The following is a 15077-nucleotide window of genomic DNA, read 5'->3' on the forward strand; positions in this document are numbered from 1 at the left end:
ATGGGCAGCCTGCCGAAATTCCTGCCGATTACCGTGATCGACTCCGCCGCACCGGTTCCCGCCGAGGCGCATTCGCACCACCATGACGCGGCGGCGCAGGGGCCGCGTTCGCTCGGGCAGCCGGCACCGTGCCGGCTGTTCGTGGACGAGACCGCGATCAGCGAGGCCGACATCGCCCGCGAGATGCAGCACCACCGGGCGATGCGCCCGCAACAGTCACGTGCCGAAGCGGCACGTGCACTGGTGGTGCGCGAACTGCTGCGCCTGGAAGCGCAGCGGCTGGGCCTGCAGGCGCCGGAGGGTAACCGGGTAAGTGACGAGGAAGTGCTGATCCAGCAGCTGCTGGAAGACGCGATCGAAGACCGCGTGCCGACCGATGAAGACTGCCGGCGCTACTTCGAGCAGAACCCGGAGCGCTTCCGCTCCCCCGACCGTGTGCGCCTGCGCCATATCCTGCTGGCCGCACCGGCCGACGACGTGGCCGGGCGCTTCGCTGCACGCACCGAGGGCGAGCGGCTGGTCGGACTGCTGAAGGAGTCGCCGCACCTGTTCGCCGATTTCGCCCTGCGTCATTCACGCTGCCCGTCCAGCAGCGAAGGCGGTGACCTGGGCTGGCTGCAGCGTGGGCAGACCACGCCGGAGTTCGACCGACAGGTGTTCCGCCTGCGCGAAGGCCTGGCCGGTTTCCCGGTGGAATCGCGCTGGGGCTACCACGTGGTCTGCGTCGATGCCCGCGAGGAAGGCCAGCCGCAGCCGTTCGAGGCCGTGCTGCCGCAGCTGCGTGACTACCTGGAGCTGCAGGTGCGGCAGCGCGAGGTGCAGGCCTACCTGCTGCAGTTGCAGGAACGCTACCCGGTGCGCGGGCTGGATGAGATCGAAGCCGAAGCGGATATCGGCTGAACCCCTTTGAACGAGGAAAATTCATGAACCAGGCCCTTGCCCCCGCCAGTGCCGGGCAGCAGCAACGTGCGCTGTGGCTGAGCACGTTCGCCTTCACCGTGTGCTTTGCGGTGTGGATGATCTTCTCGATCATTGGTATCCAGATCAGTCAACAGCTCGGCTTGAATGACACCCAGTTCGGCCTGTTGATCGCCACGCCGGTGCTGACCGGCTCGGTCAGCCGCGTCTTCCTCGGCATCTGGTCCGACCAGTTCGGTGGCCGCAAGGTGATGGTGCTGGTGATGCTGTGTGGTGCAGTCGCTACCTGGATGCTGACCTACGCACAGACCTACAGCCAGTTCCTGGTTGCCGCGCTGTGCGTGGGTATCGCCGGCGGCAACTTCTCGGTGGGCGTGGCCTACGTCTCGAAGTGGTTCCCGGCCAGCAGGCAGGGCACTGCGCTGGGCATCTTCGGTGCCGGCAACATCGGTTCGGCGGTGACCAAGCTGCTGGCGCCGCTGGTGATGGTGGCGGCCGGCTGGACCATGGTTGCCAAGGTCTGGGCCGTCGCGCTGGCGGTCACTGCGGTGCTGTTCTTCCTCTTCAGCAAGGAAGACCCGTCTCTGGAACAGCGCCGCCGCGAAGGCGTGAAGCCGGTGCCGTTCGCCGAGCAGATGGCACCACTGAAGAACCTGCAGGTATGGCGGTTCTCGCTGTACTACTTCTTCGTCTTCGGCGGCTTCGTGGCGCTGGCGTTGTGGCTGCCGCACTACCTGGTTGGCGCCTATGGCATGGACGTGGGCCACGCCGGCATGCTGGCGGCGTGCTATTCGATCCCGGCCAGCCTGTTCCGTGTGGTCGGTGGCTGGATGTCGGACCGGATGGGCGCGCGCCGGGTGATGTACTGGACCTTTGGCGTGTCGGCCATCTGCACCTTCCTGCTGGCCTACCCGGATACCGAGTATGTGGTGAAGGGTATCCACGGCCCGCTCCATTTCCATCTTGCCATCGGCGTGGTGATGTTCACCGTGCTGGTGTTCGTGCTGGGCTTCTTCATGTCGCTGGGCAAGGCCGCGGTCTACAAGCACATTCCGGTGTATTACCCCAGGCATGTGGGCGCGGTGGGCGGCGTGGTCGGCATGATCGGCGGCCTCGGTGGCTTCGTCCTGCCGATCGTGTTTGGCGCGTTGAACGATGCGGTGGGCATCTGGAGCAGCTGCTTCATGCTGCTGTTCGTGCTGGTGGCGGCTGCACTGGCGTGGATGCATTTCGCGATCCGCCGCATGGAACGTCGCCACTTCCCGCAGATCGACCGCGAAACCGACCTGCCCGAAGCCATCGACGCGGCCGCCGCCGAGCGGGTGCGCGGCGGGTGAAGGGGTGATGCCGGCCAGCGGCCGGCACGACCGAGTGGTGGGTGAAAGGGTAGTACCGGCCGCTGGCCGGCAGGAACCATCAGATGCGCCACGCTTGATTTCAATCAGGGCCACGCGAAGAGGAACGCCCGAAGATGTCTGCCATGAGCTTCCACGTTGACGAGAGCGAGGACACTGCGCTGCAGGCGGCATTGCTGCGGCAGCCACGGCACGTGCTGTTTCCGCCGGCTGACCAGTTCAGTACCGGCTTTGGCGAAAGCGGGTGGCGCGCCGCCGTGCGCGCCAGCAACGAGCACCTGATCCCGCGTGGTTTGACGCTCGGCTTCCAGGCGGGTCGTGGCGGGCGCGACGTGCCACCGCAGGCGTATCTGGACACCCTGCTGCTGGCGCTGCGCCTGCAGGCCGGCGCGCTGGCTGAAGATCGCGAGGTGGTGGCAATGGTGCTGCAGTTGGGGCTGGCCGAGACGCTGCTGCCACCACAGCTGGGCCAGCTGCTGGATGCCGTGCCGCAGTACTTGCGCACCGTGGCGCGGCCACAGGTGGAGGTGCGGCTGGACGCGGGCAGCGCGCTGGCGCCGGCACAACTGCGTGCGGTGGGCTGCACCCGCCTGAACGTGATTGATCGCGCCGATGCACCCGGGCCGACGCTGCTGGCGCATGCGCGACAGGTGGGCTTTACCGCGCGATACTACCAGTTGCGGGTGCCCGGCAGCGCGGATACCGGCTTCATCGAACGACTGCATGAGGTGCTGGCCGAAGCGCCCGAGCGCATCCTGCTGCCGGCGCCTTGCGCGCTGCCAGAGCATCCCTCGGCGGAACGATGGCTGCAGAGTTGGCGCCTGCTGCGCGCAGCCGGCTACGAACCGATCGGTGGTGACCACTACCAGCGCGGCGACCTGCCGATCCCGCATGGCCCGGGCGATGGCCAGCGTCATTGTGACCTGGCCGGCGTGCCACGCCGCGACCGCAGCGATTTCATCGGGCTTGGCCTGTCCGCCTGCAGCCAGATCGGCGAGGTGTTCTACCGCCTGGAGGATGAACTGGGCGAATGGCGTGCGCGGCTGCAGGCCGGGCATATGGGCGTGTCTGCCGGATTGATCCTGTCCGAAGACGAGCGACTGGCGGCCGAGGTGGCGCAGAGTATCGCCTGCGATCACGCGCTCGATGCGGCTGCCTTCGAATGGCGCAACGATGAACCGTTTGAAGAATGCTTCGCCGGGCAGCTGCCAGCATTGGCACCGTTGCTGGCGCGCGGCTGGGCGCACTGGGATGCGCGCGTGCTGCGGCTGGCCGAAGAAGGGCGCCTGCTGTGGCGTATGATGGCCGCATGCTTCCGGCCGGCGGCCGCCATCGCGTGAGTCTTGCCCAGATGTCTTCGAATCCGCCTTCGCACGGCCGCCTTGGACAGGCCACCCCGAACCCCGCCGCCGCCGATGACGGCGACGCGCTGCACTTCTGCAGCACCTGCGCGTTTTCCGACGCCTGCATGTCGCAGGGCTACGACAAGACCGCACTGGGCGATCTGCACGTGCTGGTCGACCACGTCGGTCCGTTCCATGCGGGTGACTACATCTTCCGCGCTGGCGAGTCGTTTGATTCGATTGCTGCGGTGCGCGCCGGCATGGTCAAGACCTTCGTCGACGACAGCCAGGGCAACGAGCAGGTGCTGGGCTTCAGCCTGCCGGGCGAAGTGATCGGCCTGAATGCGATCCATGGTTCGCGCTTCCCCTGCAATGCGGTGGCGCTGGATACGGTGCATCTGTGCCGCATCTCGTTCCCGAAGCTGAGCTCGCTGGCCACGCGCATGCCCGGGCTGCAGGCCAAGCTGTTCAGCCTGCTCAGTGCGGAGATCGGCAAGGTCGCCACGCTGGCCGCCAACCACCGTACCGAAGAGCGCATGGCCGCATTCCTGCTGGACATGTCCGAGCGCTACGCGCGGCGCGGTTTTTCTGCCACGCGCTTCAACCTGACGATGGCGCGTACCGAGATCGCCAACTACCTGCGGATGGCGCCGGAAACCGCCAGCCGCGTGCTGCGCCGCCTGAGCGATGATGGGATCATCGCGGTGAAGCAGCGTGAGATCCTGCTGCTGCAGCCCGAGCGTTTGGCCGCGCTGGCGGTGGCCGACGAATCCGATCCGAACTGAACCTGGCCGGGAGCCGACGATGAAGCGAGCTGGACTGTTGTTGCTGGGCCTGCTGGCCACGGTGCCGACCTGGGCGGCCACGCTGACCGTTTCGGCGGCATCGAGCCTGACCGAGAGCTTCCGCGAACTGGGCAATGCCTATGAGAAGGCACACCCGGGCACCACGGTCGATTTCAACTTCGCCGCGTCCGGCGTGTTGCTGCAACAGATCAGCCGCGGTGCGCCGGTGGATGTGTTCGCCTCGGCCGACGAAACCACGATGGACCAGGCCCAGCAGCAGGATCTGCTGGCGGCCGGCACCCGCGAGGTGTTCGCAGTGAACGCGCTGTGGGTGGTGGTGCCGCCGCAGGCCAAGGCGGCGCCGCGTACCTTGAAGGACCTGGCCGGTGCCGGTGTGCAGCGCATCGCACTGGGCAACCCGGACAGCGTGCCGGTCGGCCGCTATGCCAAGGGCGCGCTGGAAGTGGCGGGCCTGTGGTCGTCGGTGCAGGGCAGGATCATCACCACGCAGAACGTGCGTCAGTCGCTGGATTACGTGGCGCGCGGTGAAGTGGATGCCGGCTTCGTCTATGCCACCGATGCGCAGGCGATGCCCGACCGGGTGCGCCGTGCGTTCGCGGTGCCGGTGTCCGGGCGCATTGCGTATCCGCTGGCGGTGACCAGGGCCAGTACGCAGCCGGCAGAGGCATGGCGCTTCGCTGCCTTCGTGCGTTCGGCACAGGGCCAGGCGATTCTGGCCAAGCACGGGTTCGGCAAGCCCTGAGGCATGGATCTGGACTGGACCGCGCTGGGGTTGTCGCTGAAGGTGGCCGGCTGGGCCACCGCGATCAATCTGGTGCTGGGCGTGGCGCTGGGCGCGTTGCTGGCCCGCCGTCGCTTCCCCGGGCGCGAGCTGCTGGATTCGCTGCTGACCCTGCCGATGGTGCTGCCACCGACGGTGCTGGGGTACTACCTGCTGGTGTTGATCGGTCGCAATGGTCCGATCGGTGCGTGGCTGCAGTCGTGGTTCGGCGTCAACCTGGTGTTCACCTGGCAGGCGGCCGTGATTGCTGCGGCGGTGGCCTCGCTGCCGCTGGTGTTCAAGCCGGCACGCGCGGCGTTCGAGGAAGTGGACGGGCAGCTGGAGCAGGCCGCACGCACGCTGGGTGTGTCCGAAGTGGCGGTGTTTTTCCGCATCACGCTGCCACTGGCGTGGCGCGGCATCCTCGCCGGCCTGCTGCTGGCGTTTGCGCGCGCAATGGGCGAGTTCGGCGCGACGCTGATGGTGGCCGGCAGCATTCCGGGCCGGACGCAGACGTTGTCGATCGCCATCTACGAGGCGGTACAGGCCGGCCAGGACGGCAAGGCCAATGCGCTGGTGATCCTGACCTCGGTGGTCTGCATCGTGATCCTGTTGCTGGCCGCGCGGCTGGTGGGCGGGCGTCGCCGGGAGCTGCGCGATGTGGCTTGACCTGCAGGTGCAGCGTCGCCTGCAGGCGGCCGGCCAGGAGTTCGTGTTGGACGTATCGATGCAGTGCACGCAGCGGCAGGTGGTGTTGTTCGGGCCTTCGGGCGCGGGCAAGAGCCTGACCTTGAAGGCGGTGGCCGGGCTGCTGCGGCCGGGCCAGGGTCATGTGCGCGTGCAGGGGCAGACCCTGTTCGATGCGGCCACCGGCGTGGATCTGCCGCCGCAGCGCCGCCGGCTGGGCTATGTGTTCCAGGATTACGCGTTGTTCCCGCATCTGAGCGTGCGCCAGAACGTGGCGTTCGGGCTGGAGAAGGGGTGGTTGAATCCACGGAACCGCCAGCGCTTCGGTGCGGTGGAGCAGTGGTTGCACGCCTTCCGCATCGACACCGTGGGTGATCTGCTGCCCTCGCAGATTTCCGGCGGGCAGCGCCAGCGCACCGCACTGGCGCGGGCGCTGGTGACGCAACCGCAGGCGCTGCTGCTGGATGAACCGTTCTCCGCACTGGATCATGACCTTCGGCAGCATCTGCGCCAGGAGTTGGAGGCGGTGCTGGACAAGACCGGGATCCCGTTGTTGTTGATCAGCCACGACCCGCAGGACGTAGCCATGTTTGGTCAGCAAGTGGCGCGCGTGGTGGATGGCCGTATCGTCGGCGATTGACCCGTGATGGACGCACCGGCGATGGTTGGTCACATCTGATGGTAGTGCCGGCCGCTGGCCGGCAACCACGGAATCCTGAGCAGCCGGCCAGCGGCCGGCTCTACCGGTTCAAGGTCCGTGCGGTCCGGTGGTCATGGATCAATACAACTCACAGTGCGTGCGGCCTTCGCCCCGCAACGCGTCCCAGTGCCCTTCGCCACCGATGGCATCGATGGCTTCGCGCACCGCGCCTTCCAGGTGGCTCTTGTTGCCGCACAGGTACAGGTGCCCACCGCGGGCCAGGACATCGCGCACTTCGGCGGCACGCTGCTGCAGCACATGCTGCACATAGACCTTTTCGGCGCCATCGCGCGAGAACGCGGTATGCAGGCCGGCCAGCACGCCTCGCGTGTGCCAGTCCTGCAGCTGGTCGCGGTACAGGTAGTCGTGCTGGCGGTGCTTCTCGCCGAACACCAGGTGCACTTCACGCTCGCAGGCGTTGGCCTGCAATTCCTGCATCAGGCCCATCAACGGTGCGATGCCGGTGCCGGTGCCGACCAGCAGCAGCGGTGCCTGGCCGGTATCGGGCAGGTGGAAGCCGGGGTTCGAACGGCAGTACACCCGGGCGTGGTCGCCGCCGTGCAGCAGGCTGCCGGTGGCGGTGCCGAAGCGCTCGCGGTCGCGCAGGGTGTAGCGCACTTCGCGCACGCACAGGCTCAGCTGGTCGTCGCAAGGGTGAGAGGCGATGGAATAAGCGCGAGGCAGCCGCGGTGACAGCAGCCCGCGCAGCCGGGCCAGAGGAACGCTGTCCGGGGTGGCGTGGTCCTGCAGCACGTCCAGCAGGTCCAGGCCGTGCAGGTAGGCGTCCAGCTCGCGCTTCTGGCTGACCTTCAACAGGCCCTTCAGTACCTCGCTACCGCCGAGCCTGGCCAGTTCGCGCAGTACGCCCTTGCTCAGCAGGCGCAGCTCGCGGTCATGCAGGGCGGCCACGGCGGCGGTGTCGCCATACCAGGCAGCCAATGCCTGCAGCAGGGCGGGATCGTTCTCGGGTACCAAGTGCAGGGTGTCACCCGCGCGGTAGGCCATGCCACTGCCGGCAATGTCCAGCTGCAGGTGCCAGGCAGCGGGGTCGCTGCTGTTCAAGCGGCGACGTTCGATGATGGGGGCGGCAAACGCATTGTCTTCGCCATAGGCGGTGACCTGCAGGCGCAGGTCCTGGCCAGCGTTGAGGTCGCCCTCCAGCACCTGGCCGAGCACCGGCCGCCATTGCTGGAAGAACTGCTCGTAGCCCAGGTCGGCGTCCACCCGATGCAGCAGCGGCTGCGCCTGGCGCTCGCTCAGTGCAGCATCCAGCGCCTTGGTGAAGCCGCAGAAGCTCGGGTAGCCGGTGTCACCGAGGCCGAACACTGCATAGCGCAGCCCAGCCAGCGTCGGGGTCTGGCGCAGTGTTTCGAAGAACTGTTCGCCATTGGCCGGCGGTTCGCCATCGCCGAACGAGCTGGAGATCGCCAGCAGCACGTCGCCGTGACCGAGACTGGCCACCTCGATGTCGTTGAACGGGAGCACCTGCGGCGCGTGCGGCTGCAGGTCCGCGCCCAGGCGCTGGGCCAGGGCGCGGGCATTGCCCGACTCGGACGCGAAACCCACCAGCAGGCGGCTGAAGGGCGTACTGGTCGGGAGGGCGTTCACGCGGCCTCGTAGAAGTCGTCGAACTTTTCCTTGCTGAACTCGACCAGGTCGTAGTTCTGCATCAGGTCGTTCACCACGCGGCGGATGCTGATGTAGGAGGTGATGTTGCCGTCGGCGTCGAACAGCGGTTGCACGGTGGTGTCGACCACGTAGAGCACGCCGCCCTTGCCGAGGTTGGGCACGATGCCGGTCCAGGTCTTGCCGGCTTTGATGGTGTCCCACATGTCCTTGTAGACCGCCTTGGGCACATCCGGGTGGCGCACGATGCTGTGCGGCTGGCCGATCAGTTCCTCGCGGGCGAAGCCGGTGAGGGTGCAGAACAGGTCGTTGGCGTAGGTGATGTTGCCCTGCAGGTCGGTGGTGGAGATCACCATGACGTTCTGCATGGCGTTCAGCAGCTGGGCGTTGTCGGGGGTGTAGCTCATCGCAGGGTCCTTGTGGATGCCGGTAGCGCCGGCGTGTTCGGGTCCTGCATAGAGATACGCCCGCACGGCAGCGGGCGGTTTGACATTGGTCAAGCGGGTGGCGCGAAGGGCTGCGACCGGGTGTCGCAGGGAGCTGAGCCCGTGCTTGGCTCGCGCGGCAAGCGGGAATGCCAGCTGCCGGGCGTGGGCTCGGCTCTACAGAAACGGCGGGCGCGTCAGCCCATCAGATAGCGCAGCACACCCGCCGAGACCACGCCGATCAGCACCGTCGGCAGCATCGACAGCCGCGTGGCGGCCAGCAGGGTGATCGCCAGCGCGGCGAGGTCGGCGGGCTTGTCAGCGACGAAGTCCGGGGCGATCACCGAGATCAGCACGCAGCCCGGCGCGGCTTCCATCACCGTCACGGCGCGTTTGCTCAACGTGCGGTTGCGCAGCGCGAGGAAGCCGACGATGCGGGTCAGGTAGGTGGCGGCAGCCATCAACACGATGGTCAGCACCGAGGTCCAGTGGATCAGGCCGTTGAAGGTCATGCGGCGTCCTCCGCCAGCAGCCAGGCGGCGGCCAGGCCGGCCAATGCGCCGCTGGCCACGTACCACGCACCTGGCACCAGCAGGTAGGTGGCGGCGGCGACGACCAGGCTGACCAGCCACGGTCTAGCCGCCTTCATGCCCTGCCACATGCCGCGCAGCAGTACCAGGAACACGGCGGGGAAAGCCATGTCGAAGCCATAGGCGTGGATGTCGCCCAACATCGGCCCGACGATCGCACCGAGTGCGGTGCAGGCCACCCAGACGGTGTACAGGCCTGCCGATACGCCCAGGTAGTAGGCCAGGCTGAAGCCAAGTGCGCGTCGGCGCGCATCAGCCACGCCCATCGCCCAGCTTTCGTCGCACATGAAGAACAGCGCTGGCAGCACCCGGCGGCGTGGCAGGTGTTGCAGCAGCGGGGCCAGGCTGGCGCCCATCAGCAGGTGGCGGCTGTTGACCAGCGCGGTGATCGCCACGATCAGTGCGATGTGCGGTGGCGAGGTCCACAGTTCGACGGCGGCGAACTCCGAACCGCCAGCGAAGTTGAGGCCGGTCATCAGCGGTACTTCCAGTGCGCTCAGGCCCTTCTGGGCCGCCTGCGCGCCGAGTACCAGGGCGAACGGAATGAAGCCGATCATCACCGGTACGGCGGCGCGCAGGCCGCGCAGGAATTCGGCACGCGGCGCGGTATCGCAGGTGTCTGGCAGGGGGAGGGTGGTACGGGCGTCCATGGAACGGCACGACGAGGTGGGGGTGGCCCATGCTAGCGGTCCGATCACGAAATCGGGTTGCGTTGATGCCACTGGATTCTGGATGATTGATATTCCATGCGACCAGAGTCGACCAGGACGAAATTTCATGCAGTACCAGCTCGACAACCTTGATCGCCGCATCCTCGACGCCCTGCAGCGCGACGGCCGCCTGCAGAACCTGGAGCTGGCCCGTCTGGTCGGGCTGTCGCCGTCGGCCTGCCTGCGCCGGGTGCGGCTGCTGGAGGAGGGCGGTTACATCGACCGCTACGTGGCGCTGTTGAACGAGGCCAAGGTGGGCCGCGGCTTCACCGTGTTCGTGCGGGTGTGGCTACGCGGGCAGGACGAGGACACCACCAATCACTTCATCAACAGCATCAAGTCTTTCCCGGAAGTGCTGGAATGCCATCTGATGGCCGGTGACTGCGATTTTCTGCTGCGGGTGGCGGTGGCCGACCTTGATGCCTACCGGCAGTTCCAGATGCAGCACCTGAACCGGATCGCCGGCGTGCAGAACACCAAGACCGAGATTCCGATGCAGCGGATCAAGCAGACGACCCAGCTGCCGCTTTGAGGGATGGGGTTTGCGGCCGGGTTGCACCCGGCACCCGCCGGTAGTGCCGGCCGCTGGCCGGCAACCTCAACAGCAACGGCAACAGCGGGCCTGCTGAGGGATGGCGGGGTGGGTCCGGTTGCGGGGGACGCTGCAAGTACGTCCATGTAAGCTCGGTCGCCGCATCCATGCGGCTCACGCCCCCGCAACCGGACCCACCCCGCCTTCGACAGATTTCCACGATCTGCCGGAACGGCATGAACTGCTCTTGGTGGGTGTCGACCTTGGTCGACACGTTTGGGTCGGCACGGGGGGCGGATCCCGTTGCTGCGCAACGGGCTCTGACCCCAGGGGCAGATGATCATGTCTGTTCGATTCATTGATTCCTGATGCGTGACTGGCCCCACGGAGCCTGCCTCGGCGTCAGCCGTGGCGGCGGTCATCGCAATGACATGTGCCCTCGGTACGGTTTGAGCCCGCTTGCGGGTCGCGCGCGGGCCGGGGTTCCGGTTGTGGTGCGCGACCGTTGCAGCTGCTGTCGCTGCCGAGGGTCATGTGTTCTACGTCAGGGGGCTGAATGGACACCATGCGGTCAGAACTTGGAAGGTGGCCATCGCCGCATGGCTGCTGCTGTCCTTTGCCGCTGCCGCACAGGACGCGGTTCATGCCTACGACATCCCTGCGCAGCCGCTGGAACAGGCGGTCGAGCGCTTCAGTGTCATCAGTGGGTGGTCGGTGATGTACCCGGGCGACCTTGCCGCGGGCCGCAGCAGCCATGCGCTGCGCGGGAGCCTGGCGCCGCTTGCGGCGCTGGAGTCGCTGCTGCAGCACACCGGGATCGAGGCAGAGGTGATCGGCGAGCAGCGTGTGGTGCTGCGCCGGGGCAAACCCTCGGCCGCGGAACCCGGTGTTGGCGCGGGGCTTCCCGAGGCCGAACGTCGGCGTCGCTACGGCGGGTTGCAGCAGCGGCTGCGTGCGGCGTTCTGTGACGACCCGGAGATTGCGCCCGGCCGCTATGCCGCAACGCTGCGCTTCCGCATCGACGGCGCGGGCCAGGTAAGCGAGCCGGAGCTGCTGTCCGGCAGTGGCAGTGATCGCCGCGACGCACGCCTGCTGCAGGCGCTGCAAGGCCTGGTGCTGGCGACCGAGGCCGCCGCGCTGCCACAGCCGGTGACGCTGCAGATCCGTCCTTCCGGCACCGACCACGACTGCGGCCGGCGCGCGCCCCTTCCATGACTTCAAGGATTCGAACATGAGCAACGGTACGGCTGGGGCGGTTGATCTGATGGACCACCTCCTGGGTGCCTACGACGAGCTGAAACGCCGGTTGGTGCGCAAGCTCGGATCGGAAGAGCTGGCCGGCGACGCGCTGCAGGACACGTGGATGCGCCTGAGTGCGCGCCGTGACCGCCTGGACGCGGTGCAGAACCCTGCGGCCTACCTGCTGCGGATGGCGATGAACACCGTGATCGACCGCCAACGGGCAGACCACCGCCTGCTGAGCCTGGAGGAGGTGGATACGCTGATGGACATGGCCGACCCGGGGCCGGGGCCGGCGCAGGCGGCCGAGCTGGACTTCGCGCTGGAAGACATGGTCGGCCTGCTGCAGCGCATGCCCGAGCGCCGTCGTCGCATCCTGCTGGCAATCCGCGTCGATGGCCTGCAGCAGCGCGACGTGGCCGACCACCTCGGTGTGTCGCTGCGGTTGGTGCAGCGGGAGCTGAAGGCAGCCCAGGACTACCTGGCCGAACGCAGCGGGCAGGGGCGCCAGGTGCGGTTCTGAGCGACGGCATCCGTCTACACTTTGACGCCGAGCAGAACCCCGCAGCGTGCGGGTCCGGCATGAGACCCATGGATCCTGACGACCGCCCGCAACGCCCGCTGGATGCCGTTGAGCATCAGGCCCATGCGTGGGTGGTGCGGCTGACCTCGGGCGAGGCGACCGCTGCCGATGGGCGCCGGTTCCGTGCATGGTGCGAGTCCGACCCGCGTCATCGTGAAGCGTTTGGCCGTGCGCGCCGGCAGTGGGAGCAGGTGCGGCTGGCCGGCGAGCGACTGCCCGCCGCCGCGCGCCAACCGGTCGCGCCGACACCGGCCCAGCGCTGGAGCCGGCGCGCCTTCCTGGGCGCTGCGGTGGCAGCGCCAGCCAGTCTGGTGGTGGCGGCGGCGCTCCGCCCGCCGCTGGGATTGTGGCCCTCGGTGACGGCGATGGCGGCCGATTTCCACACCGGCACAGGTGAACGACTACAGATCGCGCCCTTGCCGCAGCTCAAGATCGAACTGGATACGCAGAGCAGCCTGCGCCGCCGCGCGCACGCGCAGGGCGAAGGCTTCGAGCTGGTGCAGGGCCAGGCCGCGATCGAAACCGGCGCTGGCCTGCGCCTGGCGCTGTTCGCGGGCCCGGGTTGCGTGATTACCGATGAAGGTGCGGTGCGCCTGGACGTGCGCAACACCCACGGCCAGGTACGGGTGACCTGCCTGCAGGGTAGCGCCCGTATCGAGCACCCGCAGGGCCGCCTGCAGCTGCAGGCCGGCCAGCAGACCCGGTTCGACGAGCGCCTCAGTGGCGTCGTGGCCGAGGCCGTAGCTTCGGAAGTGAGTGCCTGGACCGAAGGCATGCTTGTGTTCCGCCGCGCACCGCTGGGCGAGGTGGTGGACGAGATCAACCGTTACCGGCGGGGCAAGGTACTGCTGGGTGAATCGGCATTGGCGCGCGCGCCGGTCAGTGGCCGCTTCCGCATCGATGATCCGGACGCGGCACTGGAGCAGCTGCGCCTGACGATGTCGCTGGATCTGCGTCGCTTTCCGGGTGGCATCGCCGTCCTTGGATAGATGAAGGCGCTGGCCGTGCGCGCCGCGCAGGTCTGTTGCAAGCGAGGAGAAGCCAAGGATGCGCAACGAGACCATCGGTGTGCTCGATCTGCGTCGCAATCTGTCTGCATTGCTGGAAACCACCCAGCGAAGGCCCTTGATGGTGCATCGCTATGGTTCGCCCTGGGTGTGCGTGGTGTCCGACGCGCAGTGGCAGCAGCAGGCGGTGCTGCTGGACTTCAATCCGCAGTCACACCCATTGGCGATGCTGCTGCGGCTGCAGCAGCAGGAGATGCCCTTGGTCGAATCCGGGGCGCTGCCGCCTGCGGCGCTCGCACGCGCACTGCTGTTGGCGGACATCCATGGCATCGACGATCTCACGCAGCTGCATGAGCAGGTGCTGCATCATCGGCTCTGGCACTGGTTCGTGGCGGGCGCCCATGGGGTGATGGACGGGTGGCAGCTGCCCGCACTGCGCGTCGCGCTGGCGTCATGGTGCGATGACGTGGACATGACCGAGGCACTGGTCGCATTCGCTGCCCGCAGCGACGTGGCGGTACTGGCCCGCCGTTGTGGGGGTGACGCACCGCGGCTGCAGCGCGAAGCCTGCAGGCGGATGACGCTGCGATGACGTTGCCGATGAAGCGCCACCCCGTGCACAGAGTTGCATTCGCGGTGTCGCTTCACCTGCCTTGCTGACGTCTTCTCCAGAGTACGACGCACCACGCGTCGCGGAGCACGGGCGGCGCAGATGGAAGACAGTCGCAGGATCAGCATGCTGGAGCTGGATCGCCACCTGAGCCAGTCACTGGAACAGGCACGGCACACGCCACTGAACGTGCAGCGCTACGGGCGCTCGTGGGTCTGGGTGCTGTCCAGTGACGCCTGGGCGGATGCGGCACGCTGGGCGGCACTGGACAGCAGTGCGCATCCACTGGCGGCACTTCGAAAGGCCCTCGACCTGCGGCTGTGGCCCTGGCCCGACGCGGCCATGAGCGCGCTGCCGCTTGGCGCAGCCGATGCGCGGCTGCTGCAACGTGCGGCGCTGCTGGTGGTCGTGCGTGATCTCAACAGTGCACAGCGTGTGTACGACGACCTGCGCTACCACCAGGCCTACCGGATGTTCATTGGCCTCGACCACGGCACCGCGTGGTCGCCGACGCAGTGCGTGCGCCTGTTGCAGGCGTGCGTGCATCCGTTGCTGCGCGAGTGCATCGACGAAACACTGGCCAGCGTGCCGCCTCACCTGTTCGAGGCGGCACGCGCGCCGGCTGCACGAGCGGCCGCACAGGCAACCGCGCCGCGAATCGCAGGCGGATGTTTATCGTACTGACACATGCACCGCTGACCATGGTGCAGCGGTCTCTTCCAGGATGACGAGGGCGGAACAATGGCAAGGCAGGCAGGTGGTCGCAGGGCTCGGCAGCAGGGCTTCAGCCTGATCGAGATCATGGTGGTGGTGGTGATCATCGGCATCCTTGCCGCGCTGATCGTGCCGCGGTTGATGGACCGTCCGGACCAGGCGCGTGTGGTGGCGGCGCGCCAGGACATCGCGGCGCTGATGCAGGCGCTGAAGTTGTTCAAGCTGGACAATGGGCGCTATCCCAGTGCCGAACAGGGCCTGCAGGCGCTGGTGAAGCCGCCGCAGGGCAGCGGTGCGTTGCCGGTGACGCCGTATCTGGATCGCCTGCCGAATGATCCGTGGGGCCATCCGTACCAGTACCAGGTTCCAGGCACTCATGGCGACATCGATGTGTACTCGCTGGGTGCGGACAGCAAGCCCGGTGGCGACGCCGGGAACGCAGACATCGGCTCCTGGCAGCTGTGAGGCGTGC

The 15077-nt window shown here is 67.5% G+C and carries 18 protein-coding genes; 14 read left to right on the forward strand and 4 right to left on the reverse strand.

Translation table 11 applies throughout. The features are described from left to right. The 7 genes from AC5P74_RS19470 (at position 1) to AC5P74_RS19500 (ending at position 6509) form a co-directional block, all read left to right on the forward strand. A complete protein-coding gene (locus AC5P74_RS19470; protein WP_053499732.1) occupies positions 1–900 on the forward strand; it encodes a peptidylprolyl isomerase in 900 nt (299 codons plus the stop codon). Between the two features lie 23 nt (positions 901–923). Next, positions 924–2255, forward strand: coding sequence for an MFS transporter (locus AC5P74_RS19475; protein WP_053499730.1), 1332 nt, complete (start codon positions 924–926; stop codon positions 2253–2255). 143 nt (positions 2256–2398) lie between these two features. Then, positions 2399–3613: an oxygen-independent coproporphyrinogen III oxidase gene (locus tag AC5P74_RS19480; protein ID WP_206620779.1), complete on the forward strand. Its 1215-nt coding sequence runs from the start codon at positions 2399–2401 to the stop codon at positions 3611–3613. Positions 3614–3624: 11 nt separating this feature from the next. Then, positions 3625–4401: a helix-turn-helix domain-containing protein gene (locus AC5P74_RS19485; protein WP_005416832.1), complete on the forward strand. Its 777-nt coding sequence runs from the start codon at positions 3625–3627 to the stop codon at positions 4399–4401. A gap of 19 nt (positions 4402–4420) precedes the next feature. Continuing rightward, positions 4421–5164 carry a molybdate ABC transporter substrate-binding protein gene (modA, locus tag AC5P74_RS19490; protein ID WP_346607969.1) on the forward strand — a complete coding sequence of 248 codons (744 nt, stop codon included), beginning with the start codon at positions 4421–4423 and terminating at the stop codon, positions 5162–5164. 3 nt (positions 5165–5167) lie between these two features. Continuing rightward, on the forward strand, positions 5168–5851 hold the full coding sequence (gene modB / locus AC5P74_RS19495) for a molybdate ABC transporter permease subunit (protein ID WP_206620781.1): 684 nt from the start codon (positions 5168–5170) through the stop codon (positions 5849–5851). Continuing rightward, a complete protein-coding gene (locus tag AC5P74_RS19500; RefSeq protein WP_206620782.1) occupies positions 5841–6509 on the forward strand; it encodes a sulfate/molybdate ABC transporter ATP-binding protein in 669 nt (222 codons plus the stop codon). Before modB ends, AC5P74_RS19500 begins: the two co-directional genes overlap by 11 nt. 138 nt (positions 6510–6647) lie before the next feature. Here the strand turns inward: AC5P74_RS19500 and AC5P74_RS19505 are convergent, their stop codons facing one another. From AC5P74_RS19505 to AC5P74_RS19520, 4 genes are all read right to left on the reverse strand, one after another. Beyond that, positions 6648–8177, reverse strand: coding sequence for a flavodoxin domain-containing protein (locus AC5P74_RS19505; RefSeq protein ID WP_206620783.1), 1530 nt, complete (start codon positions 8175–8177; stop codon positions 6648–6650). Beyond that, complete coding sequence (locus tag AC5P74_RS19510; RefSeq protein WP_005409905.1) at positions 8174–8602, reverse strand: PAS domain-containing protein; 429 nt, start codon at positions 8600–8602, stop codon at positions 8174–8176. The genes AC5P74_RS19505 and AC5P74_RS19510 overlap by 4 nt, the downstream gene beginning before the upstream one ends. 215 nt (positions 8603–8817) lie before the next feature. Further along, on the reverse strand, positions 8818–9132 hold the full coding sequence (locus AC5P74_RS19515) for an AzlD family protein (RefSeq protein WP_069138383.1): 315 nt from the start codon (positions 9130–9132) through the stop codon (positions 8818–8820). Next, positions 9129–9860: an AzlC family ABC transporter permease gene (locus tag AC5P74_RS19520; protein ID WP_014037422.1), complete on the reverse strand. Its 732-nt coding sequence runs from the start codon at positions 9858–9860 to the stop codon at positions 9129–9131. The genes AC5P74_RS19515 and AC5P74_RS19520 overlap by 4 nt, the downstream gene beginning before the upstream one ends. Before the next feature lie 127 nt (positions 9861–9987). Here AC5P74_RS19520 and AC5P74_RS19525 point away from each other — a divergent pair, with 127 nt between their 5' ends. From AC5P74_RS19525 to gspG, 7 genes are all read left to right on the forward strand, one after another. After that, positions 9988–10452: an Lrp/AsnC family transcriptional regulator gene (locus AC5P74_RS19525; protein ID WP_005413654.1), complete on the forward strand. Its 465-nt coding sequence runs from the start codon at positions 9988–9990 to the stop codon at positions 10450–10452. Between the two features lie 534 nt (positions 10453–10986). Continuing rightward, positions 10987–11667 (forward strand): TonB C-terminal domain-containing protein, encoded by a 681-nt coding sequence (locus AC5P74_RS19530; RefSeq protein WP_171957102.1) that lies wholly within the window; start codon positions 10987–10989, stop codon positions 11665–11667. Positions 11668–11683: 16 nt separating this feature from the next. Beyond that, entirely contained in the window at positions 11684–12214 is a 531-nt protein-coding gene (locus tag AC5P74_RS19535; RefSeq protein WP_005416809.1) for an RNA polymerase sigma factor, read from the forward strand. Between the two features lie 68 nt (positions 12215–12282). Continuing rightward, positions 12283–13263 (forward strand): FecR family protein, encoded by a 981-nt coding sequence (locus AC5P74_RS19540; protein ID WP_206620786.1) that lies wholly within the window; start codon positions 12283–12285, stop codon positions 13261–13263. 58 nt (positions 13264–13321) lie between these two features. Beyond that, positions 13322–13873: a hypothetical protein gene (locus AC5P74_RS19545; RefSeq protein WP_053499848.1), complete on the forward strand. Its 552-nt coding sequence runs from the start codon at positions 13322–13324 to the stop codon at positions 13871–13873. Positions 13874–14017: 144 nt separating this feature from the next. Continuing rightward, positions 14018–14575: a hypothetical protein gene (locus AC5P74_RS19550; RefSeq protein WP_229766051.1), complete on the forward strand. Its 558-nt coding sequence runs from the start codon at positions 14018–14020 to the stop codon at positions 14573–14575. A 57-nt stretch (positions 14576–14632) separates the two neighbouring features. Continuing rightward, a complete protein-coding gene (gspG, locus tag AC5P74_RS19555) occupies positions 14633–15070 on the forward strand; it encodes a type II secretion system major pseudopilin GspG (RefSeq protein WP_206620787.1) in 438 nt (145 codons plus the stop codon). The last annotated feature ends 7 nt before the right edge of the window (positions 15071–15077 follow it).

The organism is Stenotrophomonas sp. YJH_SMC_94-11 (assembly GCF_059370435.1).

Bases quoted from the DNA above. Each gene is read 5' to 3' on its own strand.
- AC5P74_RS19500 (WP_206620782.1), top strand. From the start codon at position 5,841: ATGTGGCTTGACCTGCAGGTGCAGCGTCGCCTGCAGGCGGCCGGCCAG.
- AC5P74_RS19535 (WP_005416809.1), top strand. From the start codon at position 11,684: ATGAGCAACGGTACGGCTGGGGCGGTTGATCTGATGGACCACCTCCTG.
- gspG (WP_206620787.1), top strand. From the start codon at position 14,633: ATGGCAAGGCAGGCAGGTGGTCGCAGGGCTCGGCAGCAGGGCTTCAGC.
- AC5P74_RS19525 (WP_005413654.1), top strand. From the start codon at position 9,988: ATGCAGTACCAGCTCGACAACCTTGATCGCCGCATCCTCGACGCCCTG.
- AC5P74_RS19475 (WP_053499730.1), top strand. From the start codon at position 924: ATGAACCAGGCCCTTGCCCCCGCCAGTGCCGGGCAGCAGCAACGTGCG.
- AC5P74_RS19485 (WP_005416832.1), top strand. From the start codon at position 3,625: ATGTCTTCGAATCCGCCTTCGCACGGCCGCCTTGGACAGGCCACCCCG.
- AC5P74_RS19515 (WP_069138383.1), bottom strand. From the start codon at position 9,132: ATGACCTTCAACGGCCTGATCCACTGGACCTCGGTGCTGACCATCGTG.
- modB (WP_206620781.1), top strand. From the start codon at position 5,168: ATGGATCTGGACTGGACCGCGCTGGGGTTGTCGCTGAAGGTGGCCGGC.
- AC5P74_RS19480 (WP_206620779.1), top strand. From the start codon at position 2,399: ATGAGCTTCCACGTTGACGAGAGCGAGGACACTGCGCTGCAGGCGGCA.
- AC5P74_RS19510 (WP_005409905.1), bottom strand. From the start codon at position 8,602: ATGAGCTACACCCCCGACAACGCCCAGCTGCTGAACGCCATGCAGAAC.
- AC5P74_RS19545 (WP_053499848.1), top strand. From the start codon at position 13,322: ATGCGCAACGAGACCATCGGTGTGCTCGATCTGCGTCGCAATCTGTCT.
- AC5P74_RS19520 (WP_014037422.1), bottom strand. From the start codon at position 9,860: ATGGACGCCCGTACCACCCTCCCCCTGCCAGACACCTGCGATACCGCG.
- AC5P74_RS19470 (WP_053499732.1), top strand. From the start codon at position 1: ATGGGCAGCCTGCCGAAATTCCTGCCGATTACCGTGATCGACTCCGCC.
- modA (WP_346607969.1), top strand. From the start codon at position 4,421: ATGAAGCGAGCTGGACTGTTGTTGCTGGGCCTGCTGGCCACGGTGCCG.
- AC5P74_RS19540 (WP_206620786.1), top strand. From the start codon at position 12,283: ATGGATCCTGACGACCGCCCGCAACGCCCGCTGGATGCCGTTGAGCAT.
- AC5P74_RS19550 (WP_229766051.1), top strand. From the start codon at position 14,018: ATGCTGGAGCTGGATCGCCACCTGAGCCAGTCACTGGAACAGGCACGG.